At 62.2% G+C, this 25644-nt stretch carries 17 protein-coding genes; 15 read left to right on the forward strand and 2 right to left on the reverse strand.

The window, feature by feature from the left end; genetic code table 11:
- Positions 1 to 13: 13 nt before the first annotated feature.
- The 14 genes from BX592_RS12520 (at position 14) to BX592_RS12585 (ending at position 19825) form a co-directional block, all read left to right on the forward strand.
- A complete protein-coding gene (locus BX592_RS12520) occupies positions 14 to 2773 on the forward strand; it encodes a type VI secretion system Vgr family protein (RefSeq protein WP_134192094.1) in 2760 nt (919 codons plus the stop codon).
- Positions 2774 to 2821: 48 nt separating this feature from the next.
- Positions 2822 to 5965, forward strand: a complete 3144-nt coding sequence (locus tag BX592_RS12525) for a DUF6531 domain-containing protein (protein WP_134192095.1) — start codon at positions 2822 to 2824, stop codon at positions 5963 to 5965.
- Between the two features lie 2 nt (positions 5966 to 5967).
- Complete coding sequence (locus BX592_RS12530) at positions 5968 to 6897, forward strand: RHS domain-containing protein (protein ID WP_134192096.1); 930 nt, start codon at positions 5968 to 5970, stop codon at positions 6895 to 6897.
- Positions 6898 to 7468: 571 nt separating this feature from the next.
- Entirely contained in the window at positions 7469 to 8293 is an 825-nt protein-coding gene (locus tag BX592_RS12535; protein ID WP_134192232.1) for a ferritin-like domain-containing protein, read from the forward strand.
- Between the two features lie 30 nt (positions 8294 to 8323).
- Positions 8324 to 9196: an SAM-dependent methyltransferase gene (locus tag BX592_RS12540; protein WP_134192097.1), complete on the forward strand. Its 873-nt coding sequence runs from the start codon at positions 8324 to 8326 to the stop codon at positions 9194 to 9196.
- A 121-nt stretch (positions 9197 to 9317) separates the two neighbouring features.
- Complete coding sequence (gene acpP / locus BX592_RS12545; protein WP_134192098.1) at positions 9318 to 9581, forward strand: acyl carrier protein; 264 nt, start codon at positions 9318 to 9320, stop codon at positions 9579 to 9581.
- Between the two features lie 137 nt (positions 9582 to 9718).
- Entirely contained in the window at positions 9719 to 10636 is a 918-nt protein-coding gene (locus BX592_RS12550) for an alpha/beta hydrolase family protein (protein ID WP_134192099.1), read from the forward strand.
- 41 nt (positions 10637 to 10677) lie between these two features.
- On the forward strand, positions 10678 to 11409 hold the full coding sequence (locus BX592_RS12555) for an SGNH/GDSL hydrolase family protein (protein ID WP_243849529.1): 732 nt from the start codon (positions 10678 to 10680) through the stop codon (positions 11407 to 11409).
- 208 nt (positions 11410 to 11617) lie between these two features.
- Positions 11618 to 11698 carry a K(+)-transporting ATPase subunit F gene (kdpF, locus tag BX592_RS35145; protein ID WP_134192233.1) on the forward strand — a complete coding sequence of 27 codons (81 nt, stop codon included), beginning with the start codon at positions 11618 to 11620 and terminating at the stop codon, positions 11696 to 11698.
- A 138-nt stretch (positions 11699 to 11836) separates the two neighbouring features.
- Positions 11837 to 13543, forward strand: coding sequence for a potassium-transporting ATPase subunit KdpA (kdpA, locus tag BX592_RS12565; protein WP_134192101.1), 1707 nt, complete (start codon positions 11837 to 11839; stop codon positions 13541 to 13543).
- Between the two features lie 12 nt (positions 13544 to 13555).
- On the forward strand, positions 13556 to 14254 hold the full coding sequence (gene kdpC, locus BX592_RS12570; protein WP_134192102.1) for a potassium-transporting ATPase subunit KdpC: 699 nt from the start codon (positions 13556 to 13558) through the stop codon (positions 14252 to 14254).
- 25 nt (positions 14255 to 14279) lie between these two features.
- Positions 14280 to 16376, forward strand: coding sequence for a potassium-transporting ATPase subunit KdpB (gene kdpB / locus BX592_RS12575; protein WP_134192103.1), 2097 nt, complete (start codon positions 14280 to 14282; stop codon positions 16374 to 16376).
- Between the two features lie 72 nt (positions 16377 to 16448).
- Positions 16449 to 19127, forward strand: a complete 2679-nt coding sequence (locus tag BX592_RS12580; RefSeq protein ID WP_134192104.1) for a sensor histidine kinase — start codon at positions 16449 to 16451, stop codon at positions 19125 to 19127.
- Complete coding sequence (locus BX592_RS12585) at positions 19124 to 19825, forward strand: response regulator (protein ID WP_134192105.1); 702 nt, start codon at positions 19124 to 19126, stop codon at positions 19823 to 19825. Before BX592_RS12580 ends, BX592_RS12585 begins: the two co-directional genes overlap by 4 nt.
- 37 nt (positions 19826 to 19862) lie before the next feature.
- On the opposite strand, the gene BX592_RS12590 is transcribed toward BX592_RS12585, so the two are convergent.
- Positions 19863 to 21590, reverse strand: coding sequence for a SulP family inorganic anion transporter (locus tag BX592_RS12590; RefSeq protein ID WP_134192106.1), 1728 nt, complete (start codon positions 21588 to 21590; stop codon positions 19863 to 19865).
- 87 nt (positions 21591 to 21677) lie between these two features.
- Entirely contained in the window at positions 21678 to 22523 is an 846-nt protein-coding gene (ppk2, locus tag BX592_RS12595; protein WP_134192107.1) for a polyphosphate kinase 2, read from the reverse strand.
- Between the two features lie 608 nt (positions 22524 to 23131).
- Between ppk2 and BX592_RS12600 the strand changes: the two genes are divergently transcribed.
- On the forward strand, positions 23132 to 25603 hold the full coding sequence (locus BX592_RS12600) for a DUF3141 domain-containing protein (protein WP_134192108.1): 2472 nt from the start codon (positions 23132 to 23134) through the stop codon (positions 25601 to 25603).
- Positions 25604 to 25644 lie beyond the last annotated feature (41 nt).

Raw genomic sequence — 25644 nt, forward strand, 5'->3', positions numbered from 1 at the left:
TTCAGAATCGCCTATGTACGAATCCATGCATCCGCGCACGCTGGCGCTCGCGGGCGCCGCCATCCCGACCGCCGACGACGGCCAGCCGATTCTTGTGCCCACCCGCGTGTCAGGGTCCGATGCGCTCGGCAAACTTTTCGAGTACACGGTCGAAGTTAAAACGCCTGACGCGCTCAACTTCTTTTCCGACGTCGGTGCCAATGTCGACCTCGATGCGCTGGTCGGCACGGAAGCGACGATCTCCATCGAAATCACCGGCATCGGTACCTTCACGGCGGGCATGCCCGGGAATACCGGAGCGGGCAATATCGGCGCCGGCACGCGCGAAATCACCGGCCTTGTCGACGCCGCGCGCATCGTGCGCGAACAGGGCCGCTCGGTCGTCTATGAGCTTGTGTTGCGACCATGGCTGCATCTGGCCACGCTCAACCGCGATTGCCGCCTGTTTCAGGGGCTGAACGTAGTCGAGATCACGGAGGCCGTGCTGCAGGCATACGCCGGGTCGTTCGAACTGCGTCTGGCCGGCCCCGGCCTCAAAGGCGGCTATCCGAAGCGTGATGTGCAACGACAGCACTTCGAGAGCGATTTTGATTTCCTGCAGCGGCTATGGGCCGAATGGGGCATCTGGTGGTGGTTCGAGCATTCGGGAGGGCATCACCGTCTGGTGCTGGCCGATACGCTCGGGGCCTTCCACCGTCATGGCGCCGCTTACGAGGTGATCCGTTACCTCGCGCCGGGCGGCGAGCGTATCGACGAAGAACATATCGATGCGTTTTCGGTGACGAGTACGCTGACGGGGGGCAAGGTCACCAACGTCGACTTCGACTATATGGCCCCGCGCATGGGCCAGCAGATGTTGCCGTTCAGCGGGAACGAAACCAATCCGCGCGACACGGCGAACGCGCTTCAGGAAGTCTACCAATGGGGTGACTTCGCGCAGCCTCAAGCGGGCTGGCAAGGCCTGAACGGCGAGCGCAACGACGCAGGCGCGGAAGCGGCGCATCTCGCGCGCGTCAGCTTGGAGGCGCTGCGTTGCGAAGGCTTGCGGGCGAGGGGGCACGGCAACATCCGCGGACTTGAAACCGGCAGGACCTTCGCGCTCACGGGCTATGCGCAAGACAAAGCCAACCGCGAATACGTCGTGATCGCGTGCGCGCTGAACATGTCGGAAGTCGCCGTCGAGGCAGGCGCCGCGCAGATGTTCAGCTGCGAATCCGACTTCGAGGTGCAGCCCGCCGACAGCTATTTCCGGCTGCCGCAGTCGACGAGCAAGCCGCGCACCCATGGACCGGAATACGCGGTGGTGGTCGGCCCCGCCGGCCATGATGTCTGGACCGACGCGCAGCACCGGGTCAAATGTCAGTTCCCGTGGGACCGTCAGGGGCGGTTCGATGAGAACTCGGGCATCTGGATACGCGTGGCGATGCCGTGGCAGGGGAGTCAGATGGGTGCGTCGTTCGTGCCGCGAATTGGTACGGAGGTGCTCGTCGACCACATCAATGGCGATCCTGATCTGCCCATCATTGTTGGCTGCCCGGCCAACGGCGGGAACCGGCCAGCATGGATGCTGCCTGGCAACCAGACGGTGTCGGGTCTGCGCAGCCGGAGCTTCGACGGCGGCGGTCAGGCCAACCATCTCGCGTTCGACGACACGAAGGGAGAGTTGCAGGCGCAACTGGCAAGCGACCACGGCACGTCGATTCTGAGTCTGGGTTTCATCCGCCGCCTGGCCGGCAACAAAGGACGTCAGGATGCACGCGGCACCGGATTCGAGTTACGCACGGACCTGTGGGGCGTGCTGCGCGCCGCCAGGGGGCTGCTCGTGTCCACGCAGGCTCGCGCGAGTGCGCAGAACCACGCGAAGGATCTTGGTGAAACGGTTGCCCGGCTGACGCAGGCGCGCGATCTCCAGCAAAGCATGGCAGCGCTTGCGCAACAGCACGGCGCGCAACAGCACGACGCCGACCAGAGCGACGTCGCGAGATCGTTGAAGACGCAGAACGATGCGATACGCGGCAATGGCGCCGCGGATGGCCGCGACTTTCCGGAGTTCGCCGCGCCTCACCTGCTGCTCGCGAGTCCGGCCGGAATTGAAATGACAACGGCCGGCAGCACGCATATCGCGAGTGACGAAAATCTCGCCCTCACCACGGGTGGGCATGTCGGCGTCGCGGCAGGCAAATCGTTTGTTGCGAGCATTTCCAACCTGTTCTCGGTGTTCGTGCACAAGCTCGGCATCATGCTGATCGCCGCGTCCGGCAAGGTCCGCATCGAGGCACAGGACGACCGGATCGAACTGATCGCGAAGAAGACGCTGGAGCTTATCAGCACCACCGACTGGATCGAGCTGAAGGCGAAACACGGGATCCGCCTCAATGGCGGCGGGACGGAATTGGAGATCAGCCCGCAGGGACTGCTGGGCTTCACGAACGGCCAGCATCACGTCCACGCGGCAACGCATTCCACCGACGGTCCGCAGGCCAAAGGCGGTGGCTTTCCGGCCGCGCCGCAGTCGTTGCCGGGACAACTCGAGGTGCTGCGTCGCTATGCATCGGGCTCGCCTGTCGGCGGCAGTGATTTCAAGGTGACCGACAGTCTGGGCGCGGTGCACCGCGGCACACTCGACGCAAACGGGCGCGCCGTGGTGAGCGGTCTGCAACCCGGCGCCGTGAACGTTGCATTCGGCAAGGATCCGCATGATCCGTGGGTGATCGGCAGCTTCCAGCGGCCTGCGGCATGGCAGCCGGCGGACCTGTTCGAGCACACCGCCTGAGCGCGCAACCGTATCTCTCAGAAACAGACAACAACGAATCAGCAGGTCATGACCAGTCAGCCATCCGAAGACGACGCCGTCGATGCCGCCACCGTCCCGCTCAACCAGGTTGCCGTTGCCGATCTCGCGGCGGGCGCCGCCGCGTTCGACGCGTGGCTGCGTGAATGCAGCGGCGGCTATGTGACACTCCAACGCGTCAAGGAAGTGTCCGCGGCGTTGCCGGTGCTCGGCAACGTGATCGCCGCCGTCGACGTATGCGGCGATATCGCGACGCTCATCCGCAACCGCAACGTCAAGCGGGCGGAGATCGACCAGATGCTCGACTGGGCGAGCCTGGGCATCAACCTGATCGGCGTGTTGCCGATTCCGCCGGGCACGGCCGCCGCGCGGATGACGCTGCGTCCGACGCTTGGCATCGTGCGGCAAAGTGTCAAAAACGGCGCGAAGGAACTGGGTGCGGCGCTTGTCGCGGTCATCGCGGGGCACTTCACGGCCAGCTTGATGGGGGAACTGCAGCCGTTCGTCGAAGAGGCGAAAGCGCGGCTCAAGGAGGTGCTCGCGGAATGCGGCAAGGAGGCGGAAAAGCATCTGAGCGCGCTGGCCGCTGCGCTCGACGCGATCGCGAGCGGCCGCCTCACCGACCCGAATGCGAATCTGCGCGCGGCGAGCCGCAAGGCGTCGCGCGTGTCGGCACGCGCGCTGGTGCACGATCCGCTGGACACGCTGGATAACATGCTCGGCGCGGTGTGGGAAGTGAGCAAAGCCGGCGTGAAGGCGGAGATCAATGCGGTGGTGAGCTGTCTGCCGGACGCCGCAACCGGTCTGATCCGCACGCTGGCCGCCGACGTCCGCGACTTTATCCCGGTCGTGAAGCAGCAACTCGCGCGTTTGTCGGGCGACGATGTCGGCACGATCATGCACATGCTCAACGTGCTGATCCAGGCGATACAGACCTATGAAGCGAAGAAGCATCACGTTGAGGCGACGGTCAAGGGCAATGCGTCGAACCAGGCCCGGTTGAATGGTGAGGGAGGACGGACGGAGGCGAGTCGATACCAGGCGAAAACACGGAAGCCCGGGCCGTCAGCCTGCAAGACTTGCGCGAAAGGTCAGCCGGCGCCCGGCAGCACAGGGTCGATCGGTTTCGCACTGGGCGACGAGTCGTTCACGCATACCGATTTCGTACTGCCGGGTGTACTGGCGGTGGAATGGGTACGCGCTTACCGGTCGAACTTCGACGCACACGATACGGCCGGCCCGCTTGGCCCAAGATGGACCACACCGTTTCACGCGAGCTTCGAGCCGGGCGGCGACGCGCTGATCTATCACGACGCGTCGGGGCGCAGTGTCCGGTATCCGCTGCTGGTTGAAGGCCAGAGCCATTACGACCCGATCGAGCGCATGACGATTACGCGCGCCAGCGGTGATGAGGTCTCAATCGGTTATAGCGAACAGCTGACACAAACTTACGTGCGCTACGGCAAACGCTTCGTGCTCGCGAAGGTCGCTGACCGCGCAGGCAATGCGCTTACGCTTGCGTACACAGATGGACAACTGGCGACGCTCGCATCCAGCGCGGGTGCGGTGGTGGGTTTCACGCACGACGAAGCGGGCCGCATTACACACATCGCGCTGCTCGATGACAAGGGCCAGCCGATTCGCACGCTCGCCGCGTACCGTTACGACGACGCTGGCGATCTCGTGGGCGCAACGGATGAGAACGGCGCCACGCGGGCTTACGCGTATTCCCATCACCTCGTTACCCGCTACACGGACCGTACCGGGCGCGGCATGAACCTGCAGTGGGACGGCACGCATGTGGATGCGCGGGCGGTGCGCGAATGGGCCGACGACGGCACGTTCGATACGCGGCTGCGCTGGCACGACCGGTTACGCCTGACGTTCGTCACCGATGCGCGAGGCAATACGACGCAGCAGTACTACGACATCGACGGCTATCCGTATCGGATCGTGTATCCGGACCGTACCGAGGAGTGGTTCTTCCGCGACGCGGCGAAGAACGTGGTGCGGCATATTTTTGCGGACGGCGCTACCGAGCAGTTCACGTGGGATGGACGCGGCAACCTGACCTCGCATACCGCGCGCGATGGCCGCACCGCGTACTACGTGCACGATGAACGCGACAATCTGACTGGCATCCAGGACCCGGAAGGCCACCGGTGGGAGCGGTATTACGACAGCAAAGGCAATGTCGTCGAAGCCACCGACCCGCTCGGGCGCGTCACGAAATACGAATACAGCGGGGCCGGGCTGCCGGTGGCGATCATCGATGCGAAAGGCGGCAGGCAGCAGATCGCGTGGCGGCCTGACGGACAGATGGCGAGCTTCACCGACTGTTCGGGCAAGACATCGAGCTGGAAGTACGATGCGCGCGGACATGTGATCGAAGCGCGCAATGCCGCGGGCGAGACTACGCGCTACGAGTACGAGGCGGGACAACTGGTAGCGCTCATTCATCCCGGTGGCATGCGCGAGGCGTTCGAACGGGATGCCGAGGGGCGGTTGCTTGCGCATACCGATGCGCTGAACCGTCGCACGCAGTACCGCTACTCGGCCGCCGGGCTGCTCGCGGCGCGCGTGAACGCGCTGGGCGATACGCTCGAGTATGCGTGGAACCGGCTGGGCCAGATCATCACGTTGCGTAACGAGAACGGCGGCGAATACCGGTTTGCGTATGACGGGTACGGGCGGCTCGTATCGGAGCAGGATTTCGATGGACGTGTGACGGAGTATTTCCGGGAGGACGGTAGCGGAGTCGTCACGCACCGGCGTTCGGGCGGCGTGATGCAGGCGTTCGGCTACGACGCGATGGGGCGAGTGGCCCGGCGGCGCGGCTGGAAGGCGCAGTACACGGATGCCGGACGGGTGTTTCTCGAGCCGGTGGGTGGCGCGTCGGTGGATGAAGAGGTATTCGCGTACGACGGTTTTGGGCGGGTGCTGCAGGCGTTCAATGCGCACTCGGGCGTGTGGCGTGCTTATGATCCGGTGGGCAACCTGGAGCAGGAGAGGTTGCATATGCGCGGATCGGCGACGAGATTCGTGCGTTCGTTTATCGGCATGAATACGACGAACTCGATGCGCGCACGGCGACCGTGCGGCCGGATGGCCACCGGCTGGACTGGCTCACGTACGGCTCCGGTCACGTGCACGGGTTGCTGCTCGATGGTGTGAGCGTGGCGAACTTTTCACGCGACGACGCGCATCGGGAGACGGGGCGCGAACTGGGGAACGGCCTGACGCAGATCACGGCGTACGACGAAGCGGGACGACTCGCGCATCAGGTGCTGAAGGGCTCGAATCGCAAGGTGATGGAGCGGCGTTATGCCTACGACGACGCGGGGCAACTCGAGCAGATCAGCGATCTGCGCGGCACGATCCGCTACGCGTATGACCCGCTGGGACGGCTCAGGCAGATGCAGGGGAGGTTGGGCGAAGAGCGTTTTGCGTTTGATCCGGCGAGCAATATTCAGGTATCCGATGAACACGAGGCGCGCGGAGTGCGTGCTCCTGTGCTGCTGGACAATCTGCTGAAGCAATATGCCGGCACGCGCTTTGAATACGATGAACGCGGCAATCTGGCTGTGCGCGTGCGCAACGGCGAGCGCATGGCGTTTGGCTGGGACAGTTTCAATCGCATGGTGTCGGCGGGCGATCACCGGATGCAGGCGACCTATCGCTACGATGCGCTGGGCCGGCGCATCACGAAGCTGACTGAGCCGTGTGTGTATACGTCGATTAATGATGGTCCGGGCTACCGGGACGTGCTGCGTGCGCGTTTGAAGGCGGAGCATGGCTACGGGCTGACGGTGTATGGGTGGGACGGCGATACGCTTGCGTGCGAGACGGACTGTGAGAAGCGCACGGTGACGCATTATGTGTATGAGCCGGGTGGATTCACGCCGCTGCTGCAGGCGAGTGGGCCGCTGGGCGCGGGTGTTGATCGCGAGGCGGGGCGAGGGCGTGAAGGGCCGCAGCCGTTTGCGGCGGTGGCGTACTACCATTGTGATCAGATTGGCACGCCGCAGGAATTGACGGATGCGGCAGGTGAGGAGGTTTGGAGCGCGCATTACCGGGCGTGTGCCAGCGGACTTATAAACCGATAGTGAAGCGAATGAATGTGTCAAATTGTTAAATCCTGATTTAATCAACAAATCGGTATGGATTGGTTATTATTTTGAGACTCACTGAAAACCAACGAATTACCGGCTTCGATGGGAATCGTTATTTTTAAGACGATCGGATGAAAAAAATAAGATCGAATCGCTTGACTCCAGCTCGTCAGTAATTCTAAACTTGCAGCAATTCGGTTCGAATGTACTACTCTGCCATCAAAGCTTAAGATGAATGGTGAAAGGCAGCACCATCCTTCGAGGAATTGCTGTTTTCGCAGCGAAGTCGGAATGTAGGGATGACTCATTCCTGCGCACGATCAATTAGTTTTTCTTTCGTGGCTTTGCCTGCGCCCTAACGACGCGAGAGACATGTTCTGTATTTGCTCGAATAAATCTATCGGTGAGATAGTAGCGCTTCAAAATGATATCCCACTTTCGTTCCGGGAGATGCTTGAGTGTTACACATCCTGCCTGTCAGGGTGCGGTTCGTGTATCGAGCTAATTCGTGAGCAGCTCCTGAAAAAAGACTTGCTGATTGAATAAAATGGCTGAAGAATTAAGTATGCTTTTTCCCTCGCTGTTTGATAGTCTCGAACGTGCACGTTGGAATATGTATTCGGATATTCCATGGAATCAATTCGATCGAAGCCTCATCAATGAATCGCAATTACATGGCGTCAAGATGAACGCCATTCTTGAGTGGTCTTCGATGCCGACTGCAGAGATGTTTTTGCGCGACAATCAGGGCGATACTGATTTTTCCGCATTCATTTCGATCTGGTTCTTCGAAGAACAAAAGCATAGCCTTGCGCTACTCGAATATCTCCGCCGTTTTGCGCCGAACTTTCTACCCACCGAAGCGGAATTGGCCGCAGTGCGATTTCCATTCGATCCGGCGCCGGCGCTGGATAGTTTGGTCTTGCATTTCTGCGGGGAGGTTCGCTTGAACAACTGGTACCGGTGTGCCCGGGAATATCACCGCGAACCGGTCATTCGGGCTATCTATCAACTATTGGCGAACGATGAGGCTCGCCACGCGCGGGCCTACTATCGATACATGCAGCGTGCGTTGGCAAAACAGCCCGCGCAGGCACGGGCATCGTTTTCGAAGATTGGCGTGCTGATGACTAACCCGCGTATGAATCGCGCAATGCATCCAACCAACTTGCATGTCAGTAGGACCCTGTTCCCGGACGACACCGTCAATGGCCGTTTGCCCGACCCGGACTGGCTGATGCGCTGGCTTGATGAGGAAATCCACTTCGACAAACAGTGGGAACAGCAAGTCGAGCGCGGAATCCTGCAGAACCTGTCGGCCTTGTTCGGTCAACAGTTCGATAGCCCACGTGCGCTGCGTCAATATCAAAAATCACTGGCTGCTCATTAAAGCAGTTCATTTTCACGCAGCAGGCTAAACATGGCGACCAAAGCGGACATCGCTTACCACTACGACGTCGATAACCATTTCTATGCGCTGTTTCTCGACCGCTGTCACCGTGCTTACAGTTGCGCGGTCTGGGAGGGCGCGGCTTCTCTCGAAGAAGCGCAACAGCAAAAACTTGCGCGGCTCAGTCGCTTCGCCGGCATCCAGGCAGGGCAATCGGTGCTAGATATTGGCTGCGGATGGGGCGGCATGATGGCTTATGCACTGGATTCCCTCGGCGTCGCCGCAGTGACAGGCGTCACGTTGAGCGAGGACCAGTTCGATTTTTTGAATCAGTTGCGCCGTCCGCAATTCGACATCCGGCTCAGTTCGTGGCGGGATTTCGTTCCAGCCTGCAAATTCGACGCACTGGTTTCAATCGGCGCTTTTGAACACTTTGCATCATTGGATGAACGCGATGCGGGCCGGCATCGTCAGGTCTACGCCGATTTTTTCGAATGGTGCCGTATGGCGTCCGGCGATCGGGCACGTCTCGGATTGCAGACAATCGTGACATTACGCGCGCCGGAAAACCTCCAGGAGGTGCGGGATACGCGCTACCTGCTCGAACGCGTGTTCCCCGGATCTGCGTTGCCTACGGTGAGCGACATTCAGGCGGCCGTCCAGGATCAGTACGAGATCGTCGAAGCCCGTCAGATCGGCGTGGACTACGCCCGCACGCTGATCGATTGGCGTGCACGCTTGCATCGCCATCGTGCCGAAATTGAGCGCCGCTACGGCGAAGCGCTTTTCGCGCACTACGATCATTATTTTCATGCCGCAGAGCGCAGTTTTCGTGCGGGGATAGTCGGATTGATTCAGTTAAGTCTGAGCCGGGTGCGACCCAGCCTCCAGTTCCGTCGATGATTCCCGATGCGTGTGGCGACACGCCTTCCGGCGCTGTGTCGGAATTGGCATGTCGGGCCACGCCTTATGAGGGTTGACGCCGCACTCGTCACATAGAGATTCTTAAAAGATGGAGTTCGATATGTCTCAACAAAACGTTCTGGAAAAGGTGCAGTACCTCATTGCTGAAGCGCTGGATTTGAAACCTGCCGAAATCCACGCAGAACAGTCATTCCGCGGCGACCTGCGCGCGGATTCTCTAGACAGCGTGGAAATAATCATGTCCATCGAAGAAGCATTCGGCGTGGAGTTCGACGAGGACAGCGCCGCGAAGGTCGAGACGGTCGGCGACGTGGTTGCTTATATCGAACGTGCGTTGGCGCAGAAACATGCCGTTTCTGCGTGAGTCTCCGCGAAGTTGGGCGGGTTAGTAGCCTGGATCGTTATCGGCTTCTTAATCCGCGCAGTCATTCGCCTGAGAGGCGACACGGCGCGAGCATCGTGCTGCGTCGCCTCCATCATCGATCGACAGGAACCATCGATATGATCAACGAAGTCACGTTGAGCAAGAGTCCGCTTGCCATCCGGATCTATGTCTATGCGCTGCGTGTGCTGTTCTCGCTGTTGCAACGGTTGTCTCCCAAACTGGCTTCGCGGCTGGCGCTCCAGGTCTTTCTCACCCCGCCGCGAACCCGCGCCAGCCGCTGGGAGCGTAAGTTCGAACAGCAAGGAACATACGATGTCGTGCGTGTCGGCGACAAGCAACTACGGTTACTTCACCACGGCACGGGAAGTCAGCGCGCATTATTGGTTCACGGCTGGGGAAGCCGCGGCACGCATCTCGGCAGCTATGGCGAGGCTTTGGTTGCGGCTGGCTACGGCGTGTACAGCCTGGATGGCCCGGCGCATGGGGAATCGACCGGTTCGTCGACCGACATGATGGAGTTTGCGCAAGCCATCGCGGTTGCTGCGCAAAGTATCGGGGGGGTTGACCTGGTGGTCGGTCATTCGTTTGGTGCAGCTTGCACGCTGCTCGCGATCGATCGTTGCGCGTTGAAGGCGAAACGGTTGGTGCTGATCAGTTGCTTCGCCGACGCTGTCTTTATCACGGAAGCATTTGCCCGCTTCTTCGGCATCAGTCACGCAGTGATTCGCGAAATGCGAATGCGGCTTGAGCGGCGGTATCGAAACGAATGGGACTGGGCGTCTCTTGCCCCGAAGCGGCTGATTCGCAAATATGACAATCCGATCTTGCTGATTCACGATTTATACGACGACGAGGTGCCCTTTGAGCACGCGCAGGAGCTTCGGGCAAATCACGCCAATGCCCAACTCTTTTCCACGCGAAATCAGGGGCACCGGAAAATCCTGCGTGACAGGACCGGAATCGACGCAGCTATTGCCTTCCTGAATGCGTCCGCAACGCTGCCCGCTTACCCTGAACCCATCCGCAAGATCTGATGTTAACGCTGTGCAAAGTTCTGCTTGGTCCGGTTCTGCTGATGCAGGCACGCCATCTAAGGCGCACGGCATTGCGCCTTCCGGAAGCGGCCGGCCCGCGCAGCGGGGTAGAAGGAGAGGCACCGCAGTGTCCTCCGCTACGAATTCTAGTCGTTGGCGATTCGTCCGCAGCGGGCGTTGGGGTGGAAGCTCAGACCGACGCACTGGCACAGCCTGTCGCAAGGCTATTGGCGACACGCACAGGCCGCCAGGTGGAATGGCAACTGGTTGCAAAGTCGGGCGTCAATACAAACGAGGCGCTGGAATTACTGTCGCACGTCGAACTCGCGCCTGCCGACTTTCTGGTGACGGCATTAGGAACCAATGATGTGACCTCACAGCGTGCGCCTGCCCAGTTCATGGCAGACTACGCACGCTTGGTGGAGGATCTTCGCCGCCGCACCGGTGCGATTGGGCTGGTCGTTACGGGGTTACCGCCATTGCGTATTCTCCCTGCCGCGCCTCATCCGTTGCGCTGGTATCTAGGCCGCTATGCCGCCTGTCTGGATCGCCTGCTCGAAGCATGGGTGCGCCTCGACGCAACGGCGCGTTATGTATCGCTGGAATGGGCCGCGAAGCCCAAGGAAATGGCGCGAGACCTCTTTCACCCCGGGCACGGTCAATATCGGATCTGGGCCGAGCTAGTCGCCGAGCAACTCGTCGCGTTGTTGGCGCATGATCGCCCATCACACAGTGTCGAACCGCACCTCACACCAACCCCACAATCCTCTTAACCCCACCTTTACATCGGCGTACGAAACTCAGCGCGCCTTTGAGGCCGTTTTATCTACAGTACCGACAGATTTCCACCACTGAGTCTGTCGATATGCCGCTACCTGTCCCTGTCTCCGGCCACGCTGGCCTCCATCACGCGTGCGCCGCCCATGCGTCGCCACGCGCGCTTCCCGCGCACGTGCGCCGTCCGGCAATCGGAGCGCAGTCATGATCGCGCTCGCCGGCCTGCTTGCCGCCGCAGTGTTCGTCTACCTGTTCTACGCGCTGATCAAGCCCGAACGGTTCTGATTGGGCGCTATCGCGCCTATGTTCTTCACTCATCCCCCATCATGAACGACCTGATATTCGTAGTCGTGTCGGTAGCCTTTTTCGCGCTTAGCGCAGGCTTCGTTGTCGGACTGAACCGGATCTGAAAAGGAGCCCATCATGTTCGACGATTTTGTTCAATTTGCGCTGGTGCTAATCATCATGACCGGTTTGACAATCACGATGGGCAAGTGGCTCGCGCGCGTGTTCACCGATGAACGTCATCTGCGCATCGAGCGCTGGACCTATTCGCTGCTCGGTGCGAACCCCACCGAACGCATGCCGTGGACCCGTTACGCGATGGCGCTCGTGCTCAGCAACGCGGCGATGATGATGCTCGGTTATCTGCTGCTGCGTGTGCAAGGACTGCTGCTGCCATTCGATTCGCTGCAGCGTGCCGCGCAAACGCCCGACCTCGCATTCAACACCGCGGCTTCGTTCATCACCAATACAAACTGGCAGTCGTATTCGGGCGAATCGAGCCTGTCCAATTTCTCGCAGATGGCCGTCATCACGTTTCTGATGATGGTGAGCGCAGTGACCGGCGTGGCCGCGTGCGGCGGCTTTATCCGCGCGCTGTGCCGCAAAAGCGCACACGACATCGGTAACTACTGGGTCGATTTCACGCGCGTGATGTATCGCGTGCTGCTGCCGCTGTCGTTTGTGATGGCGCTCGTCTACGTGTGGCAGGGCATGCCGCAGACGCTCGCGAGCGAGACTGTCGCATCCACGCTCGAAGGGGTCAAGCAGCACATCGTGCTGGGTCCGGTCGCGAGCATGGAATCGATCAAGCACCTGGGCACCAACGGCGGCGGCTTCTTCGGTATGAACGCTGCGCACCCGTACGAGAACCCGACGCCGCTGACCAACACGTTGCACATCCTGAGCATGCTGCTGATTCCCGCGGCGCTCACCTACGCCGCAGGCAGCATGCTGATGCGCCGCCGTCAGGGCTGGGCGTTCTTCACCGCGTTCCTGATCATGTTTATCGGCGCGCTTGCGATTGTCTACACCTGCGAGCAGCATGGCAACGTGAACTTCACACCGCTGCATGTCGATCAGCAGCCGTCCGCGCTGCAGGCAGGCGGCAATATGGAAGGCAAGGAAACACGCTTCGGCATCGGCCAGACGAGCCTCTTCATCGGCGTGACAACCGCCGCGACCACCGGCTCGGTCGATGCGATGCACGACTCGCTGACCCCGATGGGCGGCTTCGTGACCCTTGCGCAGATGATGCTGAACAATGTGTTCGGCGGCGATGGTGTCGGCTTTATCAACCTGATCACGTTCGCGATTCTGACCGTATTTATCGTCGGCATGATGATCGGGCGCACGCCGGAGTTTCTCGGCAAGAAGATCGAAGCACGCGAAATGAAGCTCGTGATGCTCGCGGTGCTCGCGCATCCGATCTGCATCCTTGGGCTGACCGCGCTGGCCGTCGTGTGGCCCGCGACGCCCGCCAGCCTCAACAACCTCGGCCCGCATGGCTTTAGCGAAGTGCTGTACGCGTACACGTCCGGCACCGCGAACAACGGTTCGGCGTTCGCCGGCCTGAATGCGAACACACCGTTCTTCAACACGACGATCGGCTTTGCAATGCTGTTCGGCCGCTTCTTCACGCTGCTGCCGATGCTGGCCGCTGCCGGCTCGCTCGCCGCGAAGAAGAGCGTCCCCGAAGGTCCGGGCACGCTGCCGACCGCCACGCCGCTCTTTACCGTGCTGCTGGTGTTCGTCGTGCTGCTGGTCGGCGGGCTGACCTTCTTCCCGGCGCTCGCGCTGGGCCCGATCGCCGAGCAACTGATGCTCGCGAGCGGTCAACTGTTCTAAGGATCGACAGTCATGAGCACAATCAGTGAATCTCACACGCAAAGCGTGCCGCTGCTGCACGGCGTCGCGCGCCCGGCGTTCGCGTCCGCGGTGTTCTTTATGCTGGTCACCGGACTCGCGTACCCGCTTGCGACGACCGGCGTCGCGCAACTCGTGATGCGTTCACAGGCAAACGGCAGCATCGTCGAGCGCGGCGGCGTGCCGATCGGCTCGCTGCTGATCGGACAGAACTTCACGCAGCCGCAGTATTTTCATCCGCGTCCGAGCGCGACGACCGGTCCCGATCCGGTCCATCCTGATCAGACCATCTCACAGCCGTACAACGCGGCGTTGAGCGGCGCGAGCAATCTCGGGCCGACCAGCAAGTCGCTGATAGGCCAGGTCAGCGCGCGCGCAATCGCGTATCGCAAGGAAAACGGCCTCGCGCCGGACGCGCCGGTGCCGGTCGACGCGGTCACGGCGTCCGCCTCCGGCCTCGACCCGGATATCTCTGTGGCCAACGCGATGCTGCAGGCCGTGCGAGTCGCGCACGCTCGCGGCCTATCGATCGATGCGATGCGCACGCTGATCGAGCAGAACACGACACGCCGTCAGTTCGGCGTGCTCGGCGATCCGCGCATCGGTGTGCTGAAACTGAACCTCGCGCTCGACACGGCGGCCGCCGCGGCCACTACGCGGCGACAGCCTGCGTCGGCACGCGGTACTCCCTGATAGCAATGACTTTGCGAGAAGCACCATGAATGTACAAAACGAGTCGTTGGCGCCCGCGCATACGGCGGCGTCCGCCGCGCCGACCCCTGATACGCCGCAAGTGGTCTGGCAAACCATGATCGCGGATTCGTTCCGCAAGCTGTCACCGCGCGCGCAATGGCAGAACCCGGTGATGTTCGTCGTCTATATCGGCAGCATTGTGACGACCTTGTTGTGGCTGCAAGCGATCTTCGCGCATGGTGAGGCACCGGCGGGTTTTATCTTCGTGATCGCGTTGTGGCTGTGGTTTACCGTGCTGTTCGCGAACGGCGCCGAGGCGCTCGCCGAAGGCCGCGGCAAGGCGCAGGCGGCCGCGCTGCGCGGCGCGCGCAAACGCGTGCTCGCGAAGGTGCTCGATATGCCGCACTATGGCGCGCCGGTCTACCCGCTGCCAAGCGATGAACTGATCGCCGGCAAGTACGTGCTCGTCGAAGCCGGCGACATGATTCCCGCCGACGGCGAAGTAATCGAGGGGGTCGCGTCGGTCGACGAATCGTCGATTACCGGCGAATCGGCGCCGGTGATCCGCGAATCGGGCGGCGATTTCTCGTCGGTGACCGGCGGCACGCGCGTGCTGTCGGACTGGCTGATCATGCGGGTCACCGCGAATCCGGGCGAAGCGTTTCTCGACCGGATGATCGCGATGATCGAAGGCGCGAAGCGAGGCAAGACCCCGAACGAGATCGCACTGACCATCCTGCTGGTAGCGTTGACCGTGGTGTTCCTGCTCGTTTGCGTGACGCTGCTGCCGTACTCGGGCTTTGCCGTGGCTCTGACGAAGAGCGGTCACGAGGTGAGCCTGACCGTGTTGATCGCGCTACTCGTCTGCCTGATTCCGACCACGATCGGCGCGCTGTTGTCCGCGATCGGTGTGGCCGGTATGAGCCGCATGTTGCGCGCGAATGTGATTGCGATGTCCGGACGCGCGATCGAAGCGGCCGGCGATGTCGACGTGTTGCTGCTCGACAAGACCGGCACGATTACGCTCGGCAATCGCCAGGCAAGCCGCTTCGTGCCGGCCGACGGCGTCGACGAACAGATGCTCGCCGATATCGCGCAGCTCGCGTCGCTGGCCGACGAAACGCCGGAAGGGCGCTCGATCGTCGTGCTTGCAAAGCAGCGTTTCAACCTGCGTGGCCGCGATCTGCACGATAGCAAGCCGGTGCCGTTCAGCGCGCATACGCGCATGAGCGGCGTCGATATCGGCGCACGGCAGATCCGCAAGGGCTCCGCTCAGGCGATACGCGCGCATGTGCGTGAGCTCGGCGGCGTGTTTCCGGCCGGCACCGAGCGAGCGGTTGAAGACATCGCGCGGCACGGCGGCACGCCGCTCGTGGTCGCCGATGGCGAACGCGTGATCGGGGTGATCGAACTGAAGGATATCGTGAAGGGCGGCATCAACGAGCGCTTCGCCGAATTGCGCCGCATGGGCATCAAGACGGTGATGGTGACCGGCGACAACCGGCTGACCGCCGCGGCCATCGCGGCCGAAGCAGGCGTCGACGACTATCTCGCGGAAGCCACGCCGGAAGACAAGCTCACGCTGATCCGCCGCTACCAGGCGGAAGGGCACCTTGTCGCGATGACCGGCGACGGCACCAACGATGCACCGGCACTCGCGCAGGCTGACGTCGCGGTCGCGATGAACAGCGGCACGCAGGCGGCGAAGGAAGCCGGCAACATGGTCGACCTCGACAGCAATCCGACCAAACTGCTGCGCGTGGTCGAAGTAGGCAAGCAGATGATCATGACGCGCGGCGCACTGACTACATTTAGTGTCGCGAACGATCTGGCCAAGTACTTCGCGATCATTCCCGCCGCCTTCGTCAGCACGTGGCCCGCGTTAGCCGCGTTGAACGTGATGCATCTGCATAGCCCGCAAACGGCTATCCTGTCCGCGGTGATTTTCAATGCGCTCATTATCATCGCGCTGATTCCGCTTGCATTAAAAGGAGTACGTTATCGCGCTGAACCCGCGCAACGCCTTTTGTCGCGCAACTTGTTAATCTACGGGGTGGGAGGTGTGATCGCGCCATTCATCGGTATCAAGCTGATCGATCTGGTGATCACACTACTTTTGTAGAGCTTTCGATGCGTCTTTTTTACGATTCCCACGAAAGTCTTTACAGCATTTTTATGGACCGTTGTGAAGGTAATGGAAACTGCTTCCGGACCCCGCGTTCAGGGAACGGAAAATCAATATCAATCGGCCGATGTTGAGCGGGGCAGGCTAAAAATTTTCTTCGGTGCCTGTCCCGGCGTCGGCAAGACCTGGGCGATGCTGCAGGCGATGCGCCGGCAGCGCGACAGCGGTGTGGACGTTGCGATCGGCGAGATCGATACGCACGGCAGCGAAACGCTGCGCCGGCTTGTCGAAGGATTGCCCGCGCTGCCGCCCAAGCATGTGCATCATCACGAACGGATGTTGCGCGTATTCGATGTCGACGGCGCGCTCGCCGCGCGCCCGTGCCTGGTTGCGATCGACGAACTGGCGCGCGCGAACGTGCCGGGAGGACGCCACGCGAAACGTTGGCAGGATGTCGACGAGCTGCTGGCAGCGGGTATCGATGTCTATGCGACGCTAGACGTTGCACAACTCGAAAGTCTTGGCGATACGGTCAGCAATATGACCGGTGTACGGGTGCGCGAAAGCGTGCCCGACCGGTTCTTTTTCGATGCGGCCGATGTCGTGCTCATCGATGTTCCTGCTGACGATCTGCTCGCGCGTCTGCTATCGGGCAGCGCACGTCTGACGGCCGCGGCCGAAAGCGCACGCAGCTACCTCGTGCGCGCGAATCTGCTCGCGCTGCGCGAACTGGCGTTGCGCTGCGTGGCCGATCGCGCGAATGCGGACGTGCACGGCCAACGCCTGAAAGGGCGCCTGCGTACCGCGAGTGCGACACGCGAGCGGATTCTCGTCGGCGTGCGCGCCGAACCGTCGCACGAGCGGCTGATTCACGAAGGCGCGCGTCTTGCGCAGCATCTGCGCGCCGAATGGATCGTCGTGCACGTTGATCAGCCCGCCGACGTGCGCGATCCGCACGCGCGGGAAACGCTACTCTCGCTCGCGAATCTCGCCGATAGCCTCGGCGCCGAGTTCGCGAATCTGCCTGGCGAGGATGTCGCGAGCACGCTGGCCGGCTATGCGCATGAGCGTGGCGCGACGCGGCTCGTGCTAGGCAGCGATCCGCCGCGCGCGCGTTGGCGCGCGATTAGCGCAGCGCTTTGCGGCGCGCGTATTGCCGAACGTGTCGTGCGCGCGAACCCGCGGCTCGGGCTCGTCGTGGTCGGCACGTCGGTCGCGCAAGCGGCCCCTGCGAAGCTGCTCGCGCAGCGCCGCGCCGACACGCCGTTGAACGGGCTGATTCTCGCGGTCATCGCGTGTGCATTGACGACGCTGATCGCGAGCGCGCTGCTGCACTTCTTTGCGACGCCGAACGTGGTGATGCTGTTCATGCTGAACGTGGTGCTGCTATCGCTGCGGCTCGGGCGTCTCGCGGGAGCATGGGCGGCGTTACTGTCGGTCGGCAGCTTCGATTTCTTCTTCGTTGAGCCACGCTTTTCGTTCGCGGTGTCGGATACGCAATATCTGTTCACGTTCGTGCTGATGCTGACGGTTGCACTGGTCACGAGCCAGCTTGCGTCGCGGCTGCGCTACAAGGCCAAGGTCGCGACAGCCGGCGAGCGCCGCGCGACGGCGGTCGCGCGTGTCGCGCGTGATCTGTCGAGTGCGATCCGCCCTGCGCAGATCGCCGCGGTGTGCCGGCAAACCATCGCGCCGTTGTTCGATGCACAAGTCGCGCTCGTACTGCCCGATCCGAAAGATTCGACGCTGCGTGATGCGGCCGATGAATTCGTCGATACGTCAGTCGCGCAATGGACGTACGACCATGCGGAAGCTGCCGGCGCCGGCACGCAGACGCTGAGCGGCACGCGCGCACTGTACTTGCCGTTGAAAGGCCCGATCTGCACGCGCGGCGTGCTTGCGATCTGCGCGGAGCAGGGCGAGCTATCGAACGACGCGGACGACCGGCGTCTGCTCGACGCATGCTGTGTGCTGATTGCGCTGGCGCTCGAACGTACGCATTTCATCGAGATTGCGCAGGACACGCAGGTCCGCATGGAAGGCGAACGACTGCGCAATGCGCTGCTTTCCGCGGTATCGCATGATCTGAAGACGCCGCTCACCGCGATTCGCGGCCTCGCGGAGACGCTCGAGCAGGTCGGCGATCTGCCCGACACCGAGCGCACAGCGGTGTCGCGCTCGATTCGTCTGCAAACGGAAGAGCTGCACCGGCTCGTGACCAATCTGCTCGATCTCGCGCGCATGCAAAGCGAAGGCGTGCGGCTGAACAAGGAATGGCATGCGCTCGGTGAGATTGCCGGCAGCGCGCTGGCGCGGCTTGGCACCACGCTTGCCGCGCATCGCGTGCGCACCGAGTTGCCGGCTGATCTGCCGCTGATCGAAATCGACGCGATCGCGTTCGAGCGCGTGTTCGTCAATCTGATCGACAACGCTGTCAAATATACGCCGGCGGGTTCGACGATCCAGATCCGCGCGCGTGCGGTTGGCGACACGATGCATCTGTTTATCGAAGATGACGGTCCGGGCCTGCCGAACGTGGACCCTGAACGCTTCTTCGAAGCGTTTACGCGCGGCGTGCGCGAGTCGACGATCTCCGGGGTCGGCCTCGGCCTCGCGCTATGCCGCACGATTGTCGATGCACATGAAGGCGCGATCGACGTCGAGCGGCGTCTGCCGCAAGGCACGCGTTTCGAAATCCGTCTGCCGCTCGGCGCGCCGCCTGTTATCGAAGAGGAGAGGGGCACATGAAAAAGCCACGCATTCTGCTTGTCGAAGACGAATCCGATATCCGGCGTTTTATCCGGATGGCGCTCGAGCGCGACGGGATGACCGTATTTGAAGCCAGCACGGCCGCGCAGGCGCGCATCGAAAGCGCGAGCCGGCAGCCGGAATTGATGATCGTCGATCTGGGCCTGCCGGATGAGGACGGCAAGGTGTTGATACGCGATTTGCGTAGCTGGTCGCGTGCGCCGGTGGTGGTGTTATCGGCGCGAGACCGCGAGACGGAGAAAGTCGAAGCCCTGAATATCGGCGCGGACGATTATCTGACCAAGCCGTTTGGTGTGCCCGAACTGATTGCACGGGTGCGCGCTCAGTTGCGGCGCGCGAGCCTGGTTTCGAGCGACGGTCCGACCGCGTCGACGGTGCACTTCGGCGATGTGTGCGTCGATCTTGCGACTTATGAAGTCACGCGCAATGGCGCGCCGGTCCATCTGACGCCGACCGAATTCCGCTTGCTCGCTGCGTTGATTCGCGGCTATGGGAAGGTGATCACGTATCGGCAGTTGCTGCTCGACGTCTGGGGGCCGGGGTACGCGGACCGGCCGCAGTATCTGCGCGTGTATATGGTGACCTTACGGCAGAAGCTCGAGGACGATCCGACACAGCCGCGGCATCTGATGACCGAGTTGCAGGTGGGTTACAGGCTCGCGGGGCTTGCGACATAGCCTGGTGGCCAGGTTCGCCGGAACCATTTGAATACACTCACCGCGCGCGCCCCATATCGCTCGCCTCACCCAGCACCGCGGTCCGATAGTGATCCACCGCCTGCTCGAGATTGTGAAACATCCGCTCGCGCCCAAGCGTTTCGCCAAGCGGCGTACGCTGCACCAGCGCGAGCACTTCCGGATTCAGCGCAGCAAGCCACAGCGTAATGCCGCGCGCACGCAACCGTTGTTCCGCATCGATGAACATCTTCAGCGCGGTGTACTCGATATCGAACACCCCGCTCAGATCGACAATCACCGTTTGCGGCGCGGCCGCCGCGATCAGCCTGAGTATCTTCTGGCCGATCTGCTCGACGTTCGCGAAGTAGATGCGTCCTTCAGGCAGCAGCAGTAACAGACCCGGCCACGTCTCGTCATTCGGATGCGCATCGGACACCGGCCGGAACACATCGGTATTGCGCTTGCGCGCAAGCACATACACCGGCGGGTCCGACACCTGATGCGCGAGCGCCGCAAGTGACACGATAATCGCGACCACAATGCCTTGCAGCGTGCCGACTACGACCACTCCGCCAAGCGCGACGATTGCCCAGAGGAATTCCATGCGCCGCACGCGCGCGATCGCGCGAAATTCGATCGGATCGAACAGGCCAATCGAATAGACGATGACGACGGCGGCCAGCACCGCCTGTGGGATCAACGCGATCAGCGGCGACAGTAGCAGCATGGCAGCAAGCGCGACGGCCGCGGTCACCAGCGACGCGGCCTGGCTACGCGCACCGGCGCGCCGGTTCACCGCCGTTTGCGTCGTGCCGCCACCGCCCGGCATCGCACCGAACAGCGCGCCGACCAGATTCGCGAGGCCGGTCGCAAACAGCTCACGGTTCGCGCGCGGCGCCGGCTCGCCGTGATGCGCGAACGCGCGGCCGGCCGCTACCGTTTCAGTGAAGCTCATCAGCGCCATGCCGAGCGCGATCGGCCATAGCGTATCGGCCAGCGCGAGCACCGGCAGCCGAGGCGCGGGCAGTCCGGCCGGCACGGCGCCGACAGTTTCGACACCATGAGCGTGCAGATCGAGCAGCTTCGACACGACGATCGCGACCGCCACGACAACAAGCGGCGCCGGCACGCGCGGCACAAAGCGCCGCAGCACGATTAGCGTGACGAGCGCGAGCGCGGCGACGATCAGGGTGGGTGTCGAGGACCGGGGAAGGCCTTCCGCGATCCGGAGCAGGTTATAAAAGAACTCACCCTTGACGAAGTGAATGCCAAGCAGCTTCGGCAACTGATCGACGAAAATAACGACCGCGATGCCGGCCTTGAAGCCGACGAGCACCGGCGCCGAGATGAAGTTCGCGACGAAACCGAGGCGCAGCAACGACCCCACCATCAGCATCGCGCCGACCAGCACACCGAGTGTCGCCGCGGCCGCTAGCAGTTCGGCCTGACCGCCGCCCGGCGCGACGCGTGCGAGCGCCGACGTTGTCAGGATCGCAAGCGTGGTGGTCGTGCTGACGCTCAGCACCCGCGAGGTGCCGAGCAGCGCATAGATCACCATCGGGATAAACGCCGTATACAGACCGGCTTCGACAGGCAGTCCGGCGAGCGTCGCATACGCAAGGGCATTCGGAATGACGACCGCAGCCGCCGTCAGGCCGGCGATCACATCGCCCTTCACCCAATGGCTGCGGTAGTGGCGCAGCCATTCGGGCACGAGTAGCGCGTTGGGTCGGGAGGGTCGTCGAGGCGGTACGGACGGCGGCATGGCGGAAGGCGGGAAAGAAAATGCAAGCAGCCGCGCGCCAATCGCACGCGGCACCAATGCCGGTATTGCACAGTAAGCGCGGTTCCGTCAGAACTTCTCGTGAACGTATTTGAAAGAATAGTCCGGCTCACGATAGTCACCGCGCTTCTGCCGTTTCGGCAGCGTGATTTTCGCACGCGGCATCGCCTTATACGGAATGGTCGACAGCAGGTGACTGATCAAATTCAGCCGCGCGCGCTTCTTGTCGTCCGAGCGGACCACGTGCCATGGCGCGACGCCGGTGTCCGTTTCGATAAACATCTCATCGCGGGCGCGCGAATAGTCGTACCAGCGCTCGTATGAGCGCAAGTCCATCGGCGACAGCTTCCAGAGCTTGCGCCCGTCGTTGATGCGCGCTTCCAGCCGACGCGTCTGTTCCTCCTCGCTAACTTCGAGCCAGTATTTGAGCAGGAGCACACCGGATTGGATAATCGCGCGTTCGACCAGCGGCACGCTTTTCAGGAATTGCCGCGACTGCTCTTCGGTGCAAAAACCCATCACACGTTCGACGCCGGCGCGGTTGTACCAGCTGCGGTCGAATATCACGATTTCGCCGGCGGCGGGTAAGTGCGGAAGATAGCGCTGCAGATACATCTGCGATTTCTCGCGTTCGGTCGGCGCGGGCAGCGCAATCACGCGGAACACACGCGGGCTCACGCGCTCGGTGATTGCCTTGATCGTGCCGCCTTTGCCGGCGCCGTCGCGGCCCTCGAACACGACGCAGATTTTCGCGCCGGTCTGCACGACCCACTCCTGCAGCTTGACCAGTTCGACGTGCAGCTTCGCCAGCTCCTTTTCGTATTCCTTGTTCGCCAGCTTCGTGGGCGGGCCGGCTACGCCTGTGTCGCTGCTGGCTTCGACTGCTTCTTTCGCGGCCTTTTTGCTGTGAGCCATGACGGGGTCCTCGTACGATCAAACGGATGCACGATGAAGTGCCATATCGAGTATGGTCGTGCGACAACGCCGCCGCAACTGGACTTTGGTCCAATGCCGGCGTGCCCCGCGCAGCCGCATTGGCGGCTGCAAAACCGCCTGCCCAACGCGTTATGCATAGCGCCGGACGCAAGTCTGCGGCGGGTATAGAAAATGGTTATCGGCTATTCCATTTCGAAAGCGCGACGCTTAGTTCGACTTAGATCAACCGATACCCTTTTTTCCCATCCGGCACGCGTTACACCGTGAAATACTGCATGAGAACGCGACCCGCACGGCACACGTCAGCAAGCGCCGGAGCTATGGGACCTTGGTCCAATTGACCCAAAAGGCAATCGCTCGCAAGAATGCATTAGCGCTTGACGAGCGCTGTGTGCGCTGCGCGCCGTCACAGTGCGCACCTCCCGGACGATGCTCAATTGTTTCCCGGTTGACATTGCGACGACGCCCGCGTCGTATACATTCAAATGTGCGGTTAAGCGTGTTTCCCAACGAGGCATCGGTCACGAGCCGGCGCCGGTTGCCCGTCGCCCACGGCCATGCCGTTCTTCGACTACGAGGTCCACGTTATGAACGCAGGTACCCAGTTCGCACAAAGTCAACAGATTGGCGCAAAAGTCGCCCGTATTTTCCAGAAGCGCGCGCAGATCGCGCAGCAGAATTTCAACGAACGGGTGCACGAAGCACTCGACACGAAAACCGGCAATGGCGATGCGGCAGGCACCGCGTCAGACGCATTGAACGCGCCGCTATCAGCGCCTCTTGCCACTGCTTTCACTGCTCCTTTCGCTAATCCATTCACCGCCGCGTGGACGAAATCGTTTACCGCGCCGTTCACCGCTCCGTTTAGCGGCACGTTTGGCGCGGCGGCGTTCGACCCGCTTTCCGGCTACCGGTATGCGCTCGACTTCGCCCAGCGCACCGTGCTCTTCTGGGACACGCTACGCCAGCGCGGCAACCAGTTCGTCGACCAGACCGCGCAGGGCCTGAAGCCGGTGCTGCATTTCGACTATGAAACGGTGCTCGATGGCCGCACGTTCGACCATCCGGTCAACTATGCGTTGTTGCGCATTCGTCCGCCCGAGGGCGTGACCATCGATGCGCGCAAGCGGCCGTACGTGATCATCGATCCGCGCGCGGGGCACGGCCCCGGCATTGGCGGGTTCAAGGACGATTCGCAGGTCGGCGTCGCATTGCGGGCGGGCAGCCCGGTGTATTTCGTGGTGTTTTTCCGCGATCCGGAGCCGGGCCAGACAATGCTCGACGTCTGCGCGGCCGAGCAGCGTTTTGTCAGGAAAGTGCGCGAACTGCACCCGGACAGCCCGAAGCCGGCGATCGTCGGCAACTGCCAGGGCGGCTGGGCCGCAATGATGATTGCGACATCCGACCAGGACGATACCGGCCCGATCGTGATCAACGGCGCGCCGATGTCGTACTGGAGCGGCGCATGGAGCGAAGGCGAGGGCGACAACCCGATGCGCTATGCAGGCGGGATGCTCGGCGGCACCTGGCTCGCGTCATTGTCGGCGGATCTCGGCAACGGCAAGTTCGACGGCGCTCATCTCGTGCAGAACTTCGAGAACCTGAACCCCGCGAACAGCCTGTGGGACAAGTACTACCACGTGTTCGACAACGTCGACACCGAACCGCCACGCTTCCTCGATTTCGAACGCTGGTGGGGCGGCTACTACCTGATGAACCGTGATGAGATCGAATGGATCACGCGTAATCTGTTTGTCGGCAACAAGCTGTGGGCCGGCGAAGTGCGCGGCACTGGCGGCGCTGCGTTCGACCTGCGCGATATCAAGTCGCCGATCGTGCTGTTCGCGTCGCTTGGCGACAACATCACGCCGCCGCAGCAGGCGTTCAACTGGGTCGCCGATATCTACGGCAGCACCGCTGAAATCAAGGCGCGCGGTCAGGTGATTATCGGCCTGATGCACCAAAGCATCGGCCACCTGGGTATTTTCGTGTCCGGCAAGGTCGCGAAGAAAGAACATACGCAGATCGTCTCCGTGCTCGAAGCGATCGAGGCGTTTCCGCCGGGCCTCTATGGGATGGAAATCACCGAGCACAAGGGCGCGGACGGCAAACCCGAGTATGAGGTCAACTTTCACGAGCATCGTCTCGAAGATATCGCGGCGAAATTCAACCGCTTCAAGCGCGTCGACGAGTTGCCGTTCAATGCGGTCGAACAGGTGTCGGACTTCAATCAGCGTGCGTACGAACTGTTCGCGCAACCGTTTGTGCAGGCTTGCTCGAACGAAGCGACGGCGGGCCTGCTGCGTCAGTTCCATCCGTTGCGCGCGCAGCGCTGGATGTTCTCCGATCTGAACCCATGGCTCGCATGGCTCGGGCCGGCGGCCAACGCGGTGAAAGCGAACCGCGCGCAGAGCGACACGGACGGCGCGAACCCACTGCGTCAGGCCGAACGGCGCGGGGCCGAGCTGGTCAGCGCATCACTCGATTTTTACCGTGCGATGCGCGATGCGGCGACGGAGAGCCTCTTTTTCGGCATCTACGGCAGTCTGTTTGCTGCGCGTTCGCCGCATCCGCTCGATCTGGACGATCCGCTGGCGACGCCGGTTGCCGACCCGAAGGAGCTGCCGTTCGTCAAGGCCGCGCTTCTGTCGATTGCGGAAGGTGGCTACAACGAAGCAATTGCGCGGACCGCGTGTCTGCTCGCGCGTCACGGCGAGCCGCTGCCGCTGACGCGCCTCGCACTACGCAAAGAGCTCGCGGAAGAATATGCGGAGTACTTGCCCGCACTCGAACACGATCAGTGGCGCCGCCTGCGCGGCGAGCAGGAGATTATCGTGCGCTATGAACCGGAGCGCGCGCTCGCGTCGCTGCCGACGCTGCTCACCGAGCCCGGCGACCGCAAACGATTTCTCACGCTTGTCGAGAAACTCACCGAAGACGAGCGCCTGCAAGGTCTCGCGCCAACGGCCGCGCAGCGCGAGATGGTCGAGCGGATTCGCTCGCTGCTGCCGGTGAAACCGAGTCGTGGTGCGCGTCCGGCGTCATCGTCCGTGCATTGAGTCCGTGCATGAAACCCGTGCATCGGCATTGACCCGATCGA

It is taken from the genome of Paraburkholderia rhizosphaerae, assembly GCF_004366595.1.
GTDB lineage: Bacteria > Pseudomonadota > Gammaproteobacteria > Burkholderiales > Burkholderiaceae > Paraburkholderia > Paraburkholderia rhizosphaerae.

Bases quoted from the DNA above. Each gene is read 5' to 3' on its own strand.
- BX592_RS12520 (WP_134192094.1), top strand. From the start codon at position 14: ATGTACGAATCCATGCATCCGCGCACGCTGGCGCTCGCGGGCGCCGCC.
- BX592_RS12525 (WP_134192095.1), top strand. From the start codon at position 2,822: ATGACCAGTCAGCCATCCGAAGACGACGCCGTCGATGCCGCCACCGTC.
- BX592_RS12535 (WP_134192232.1), top strand. From the start codon at position 7,469: ATGCTTTTTCCCTCGCTGTTTGATAGTCTCGAACGTGCACGTTGGAAT.
- BX592_RS12540 (WP_134192097.1), top strand. From the start codon at position 8,324: ATGGCGACCAAAGCGGACATCGCTTACCACTACGACGTCGATAACCAT.
- acpP (WP_134192098.1), top strand. From the start codon at position 9,318: ATGTCTCAACAAAACGTTCTGGAAAAGGTGCAGTACCTCATTGCTGAA.
- BX592_RS12550 (WP_134192099.1), top strand. From the start codon at position 9,719: ATGATCAACGAAGTCACGTTGAGCAAGAGTCCGCTTGCCATCCGGATC.
- BX592_RS12555 (WP_243849529.1), top strand. From the start codon at position 10,678: ATGCAGGCACGCCATCTAAGGCGCACGGCATTGCGCCTTCCGGAAGCG.
- kdpF (WP_134192233.1), top strand. From the start codon at position 11,618: ATGATCGCGCTCGCCGGCCTGCTTGCCGCCGCAGTGTTCGTCTACCTG.
- kdpA (WP_134192101.1), top strand. From the start codon at position 11,837: ATGTTCGACGATTTTGTTCAATTTGCGCTGGTGCTAATCATCATGACC.
- kdpC (WP_134192102.1), top strand. From the start codon at position 13,556: ATGAGCACAATCAGTGAATCTCACACGCAAAGCGTGCCGCTGCTGCAC.
- kdpB (WP_134192103.1), top strand. From the start codon at position 14,280: ATGAATGTACAAAACGAGTCGTTGGCGCCCGCGCATACGGCGGCGTCC.
- BX592_RS12580 (WP_134192104.1), top strand. From the start codon at position 16,449: ATGGAAACTGCTTCCGGACCCCGCGTTCAGGGAACGGAAAATCAATAT.
- BX592_RS12585 (WP_134192105.1), top strand. From the start codon at position 19,124: ATGAAAAAGCCACGCATTCTGCTTGTCGAAGACGAATCCGATATCCGG.
- BX592_RS12590 (WP_134192106.1), bottom strand. From the start codon at position 21,590: ATGCCGCCGTCCGTACCGCCTCGACGACCCTCCCGACCCAACGCGCTA.
- ppk2 (WP_134192107.1), bottom strand. From the start codon at position 22,523: ATGGCTCACAGCAAAAAGGCCGCGAAAGAAGCAGTCGAAGCCAGCAGC.
- BX592_RS12600 (WP_134192108.1), top strand. From the start codon at position 23,132: ATGAACGCAGGTACCCAGTTCGCACAAAGTCAACAGATTGGCGCAAAA.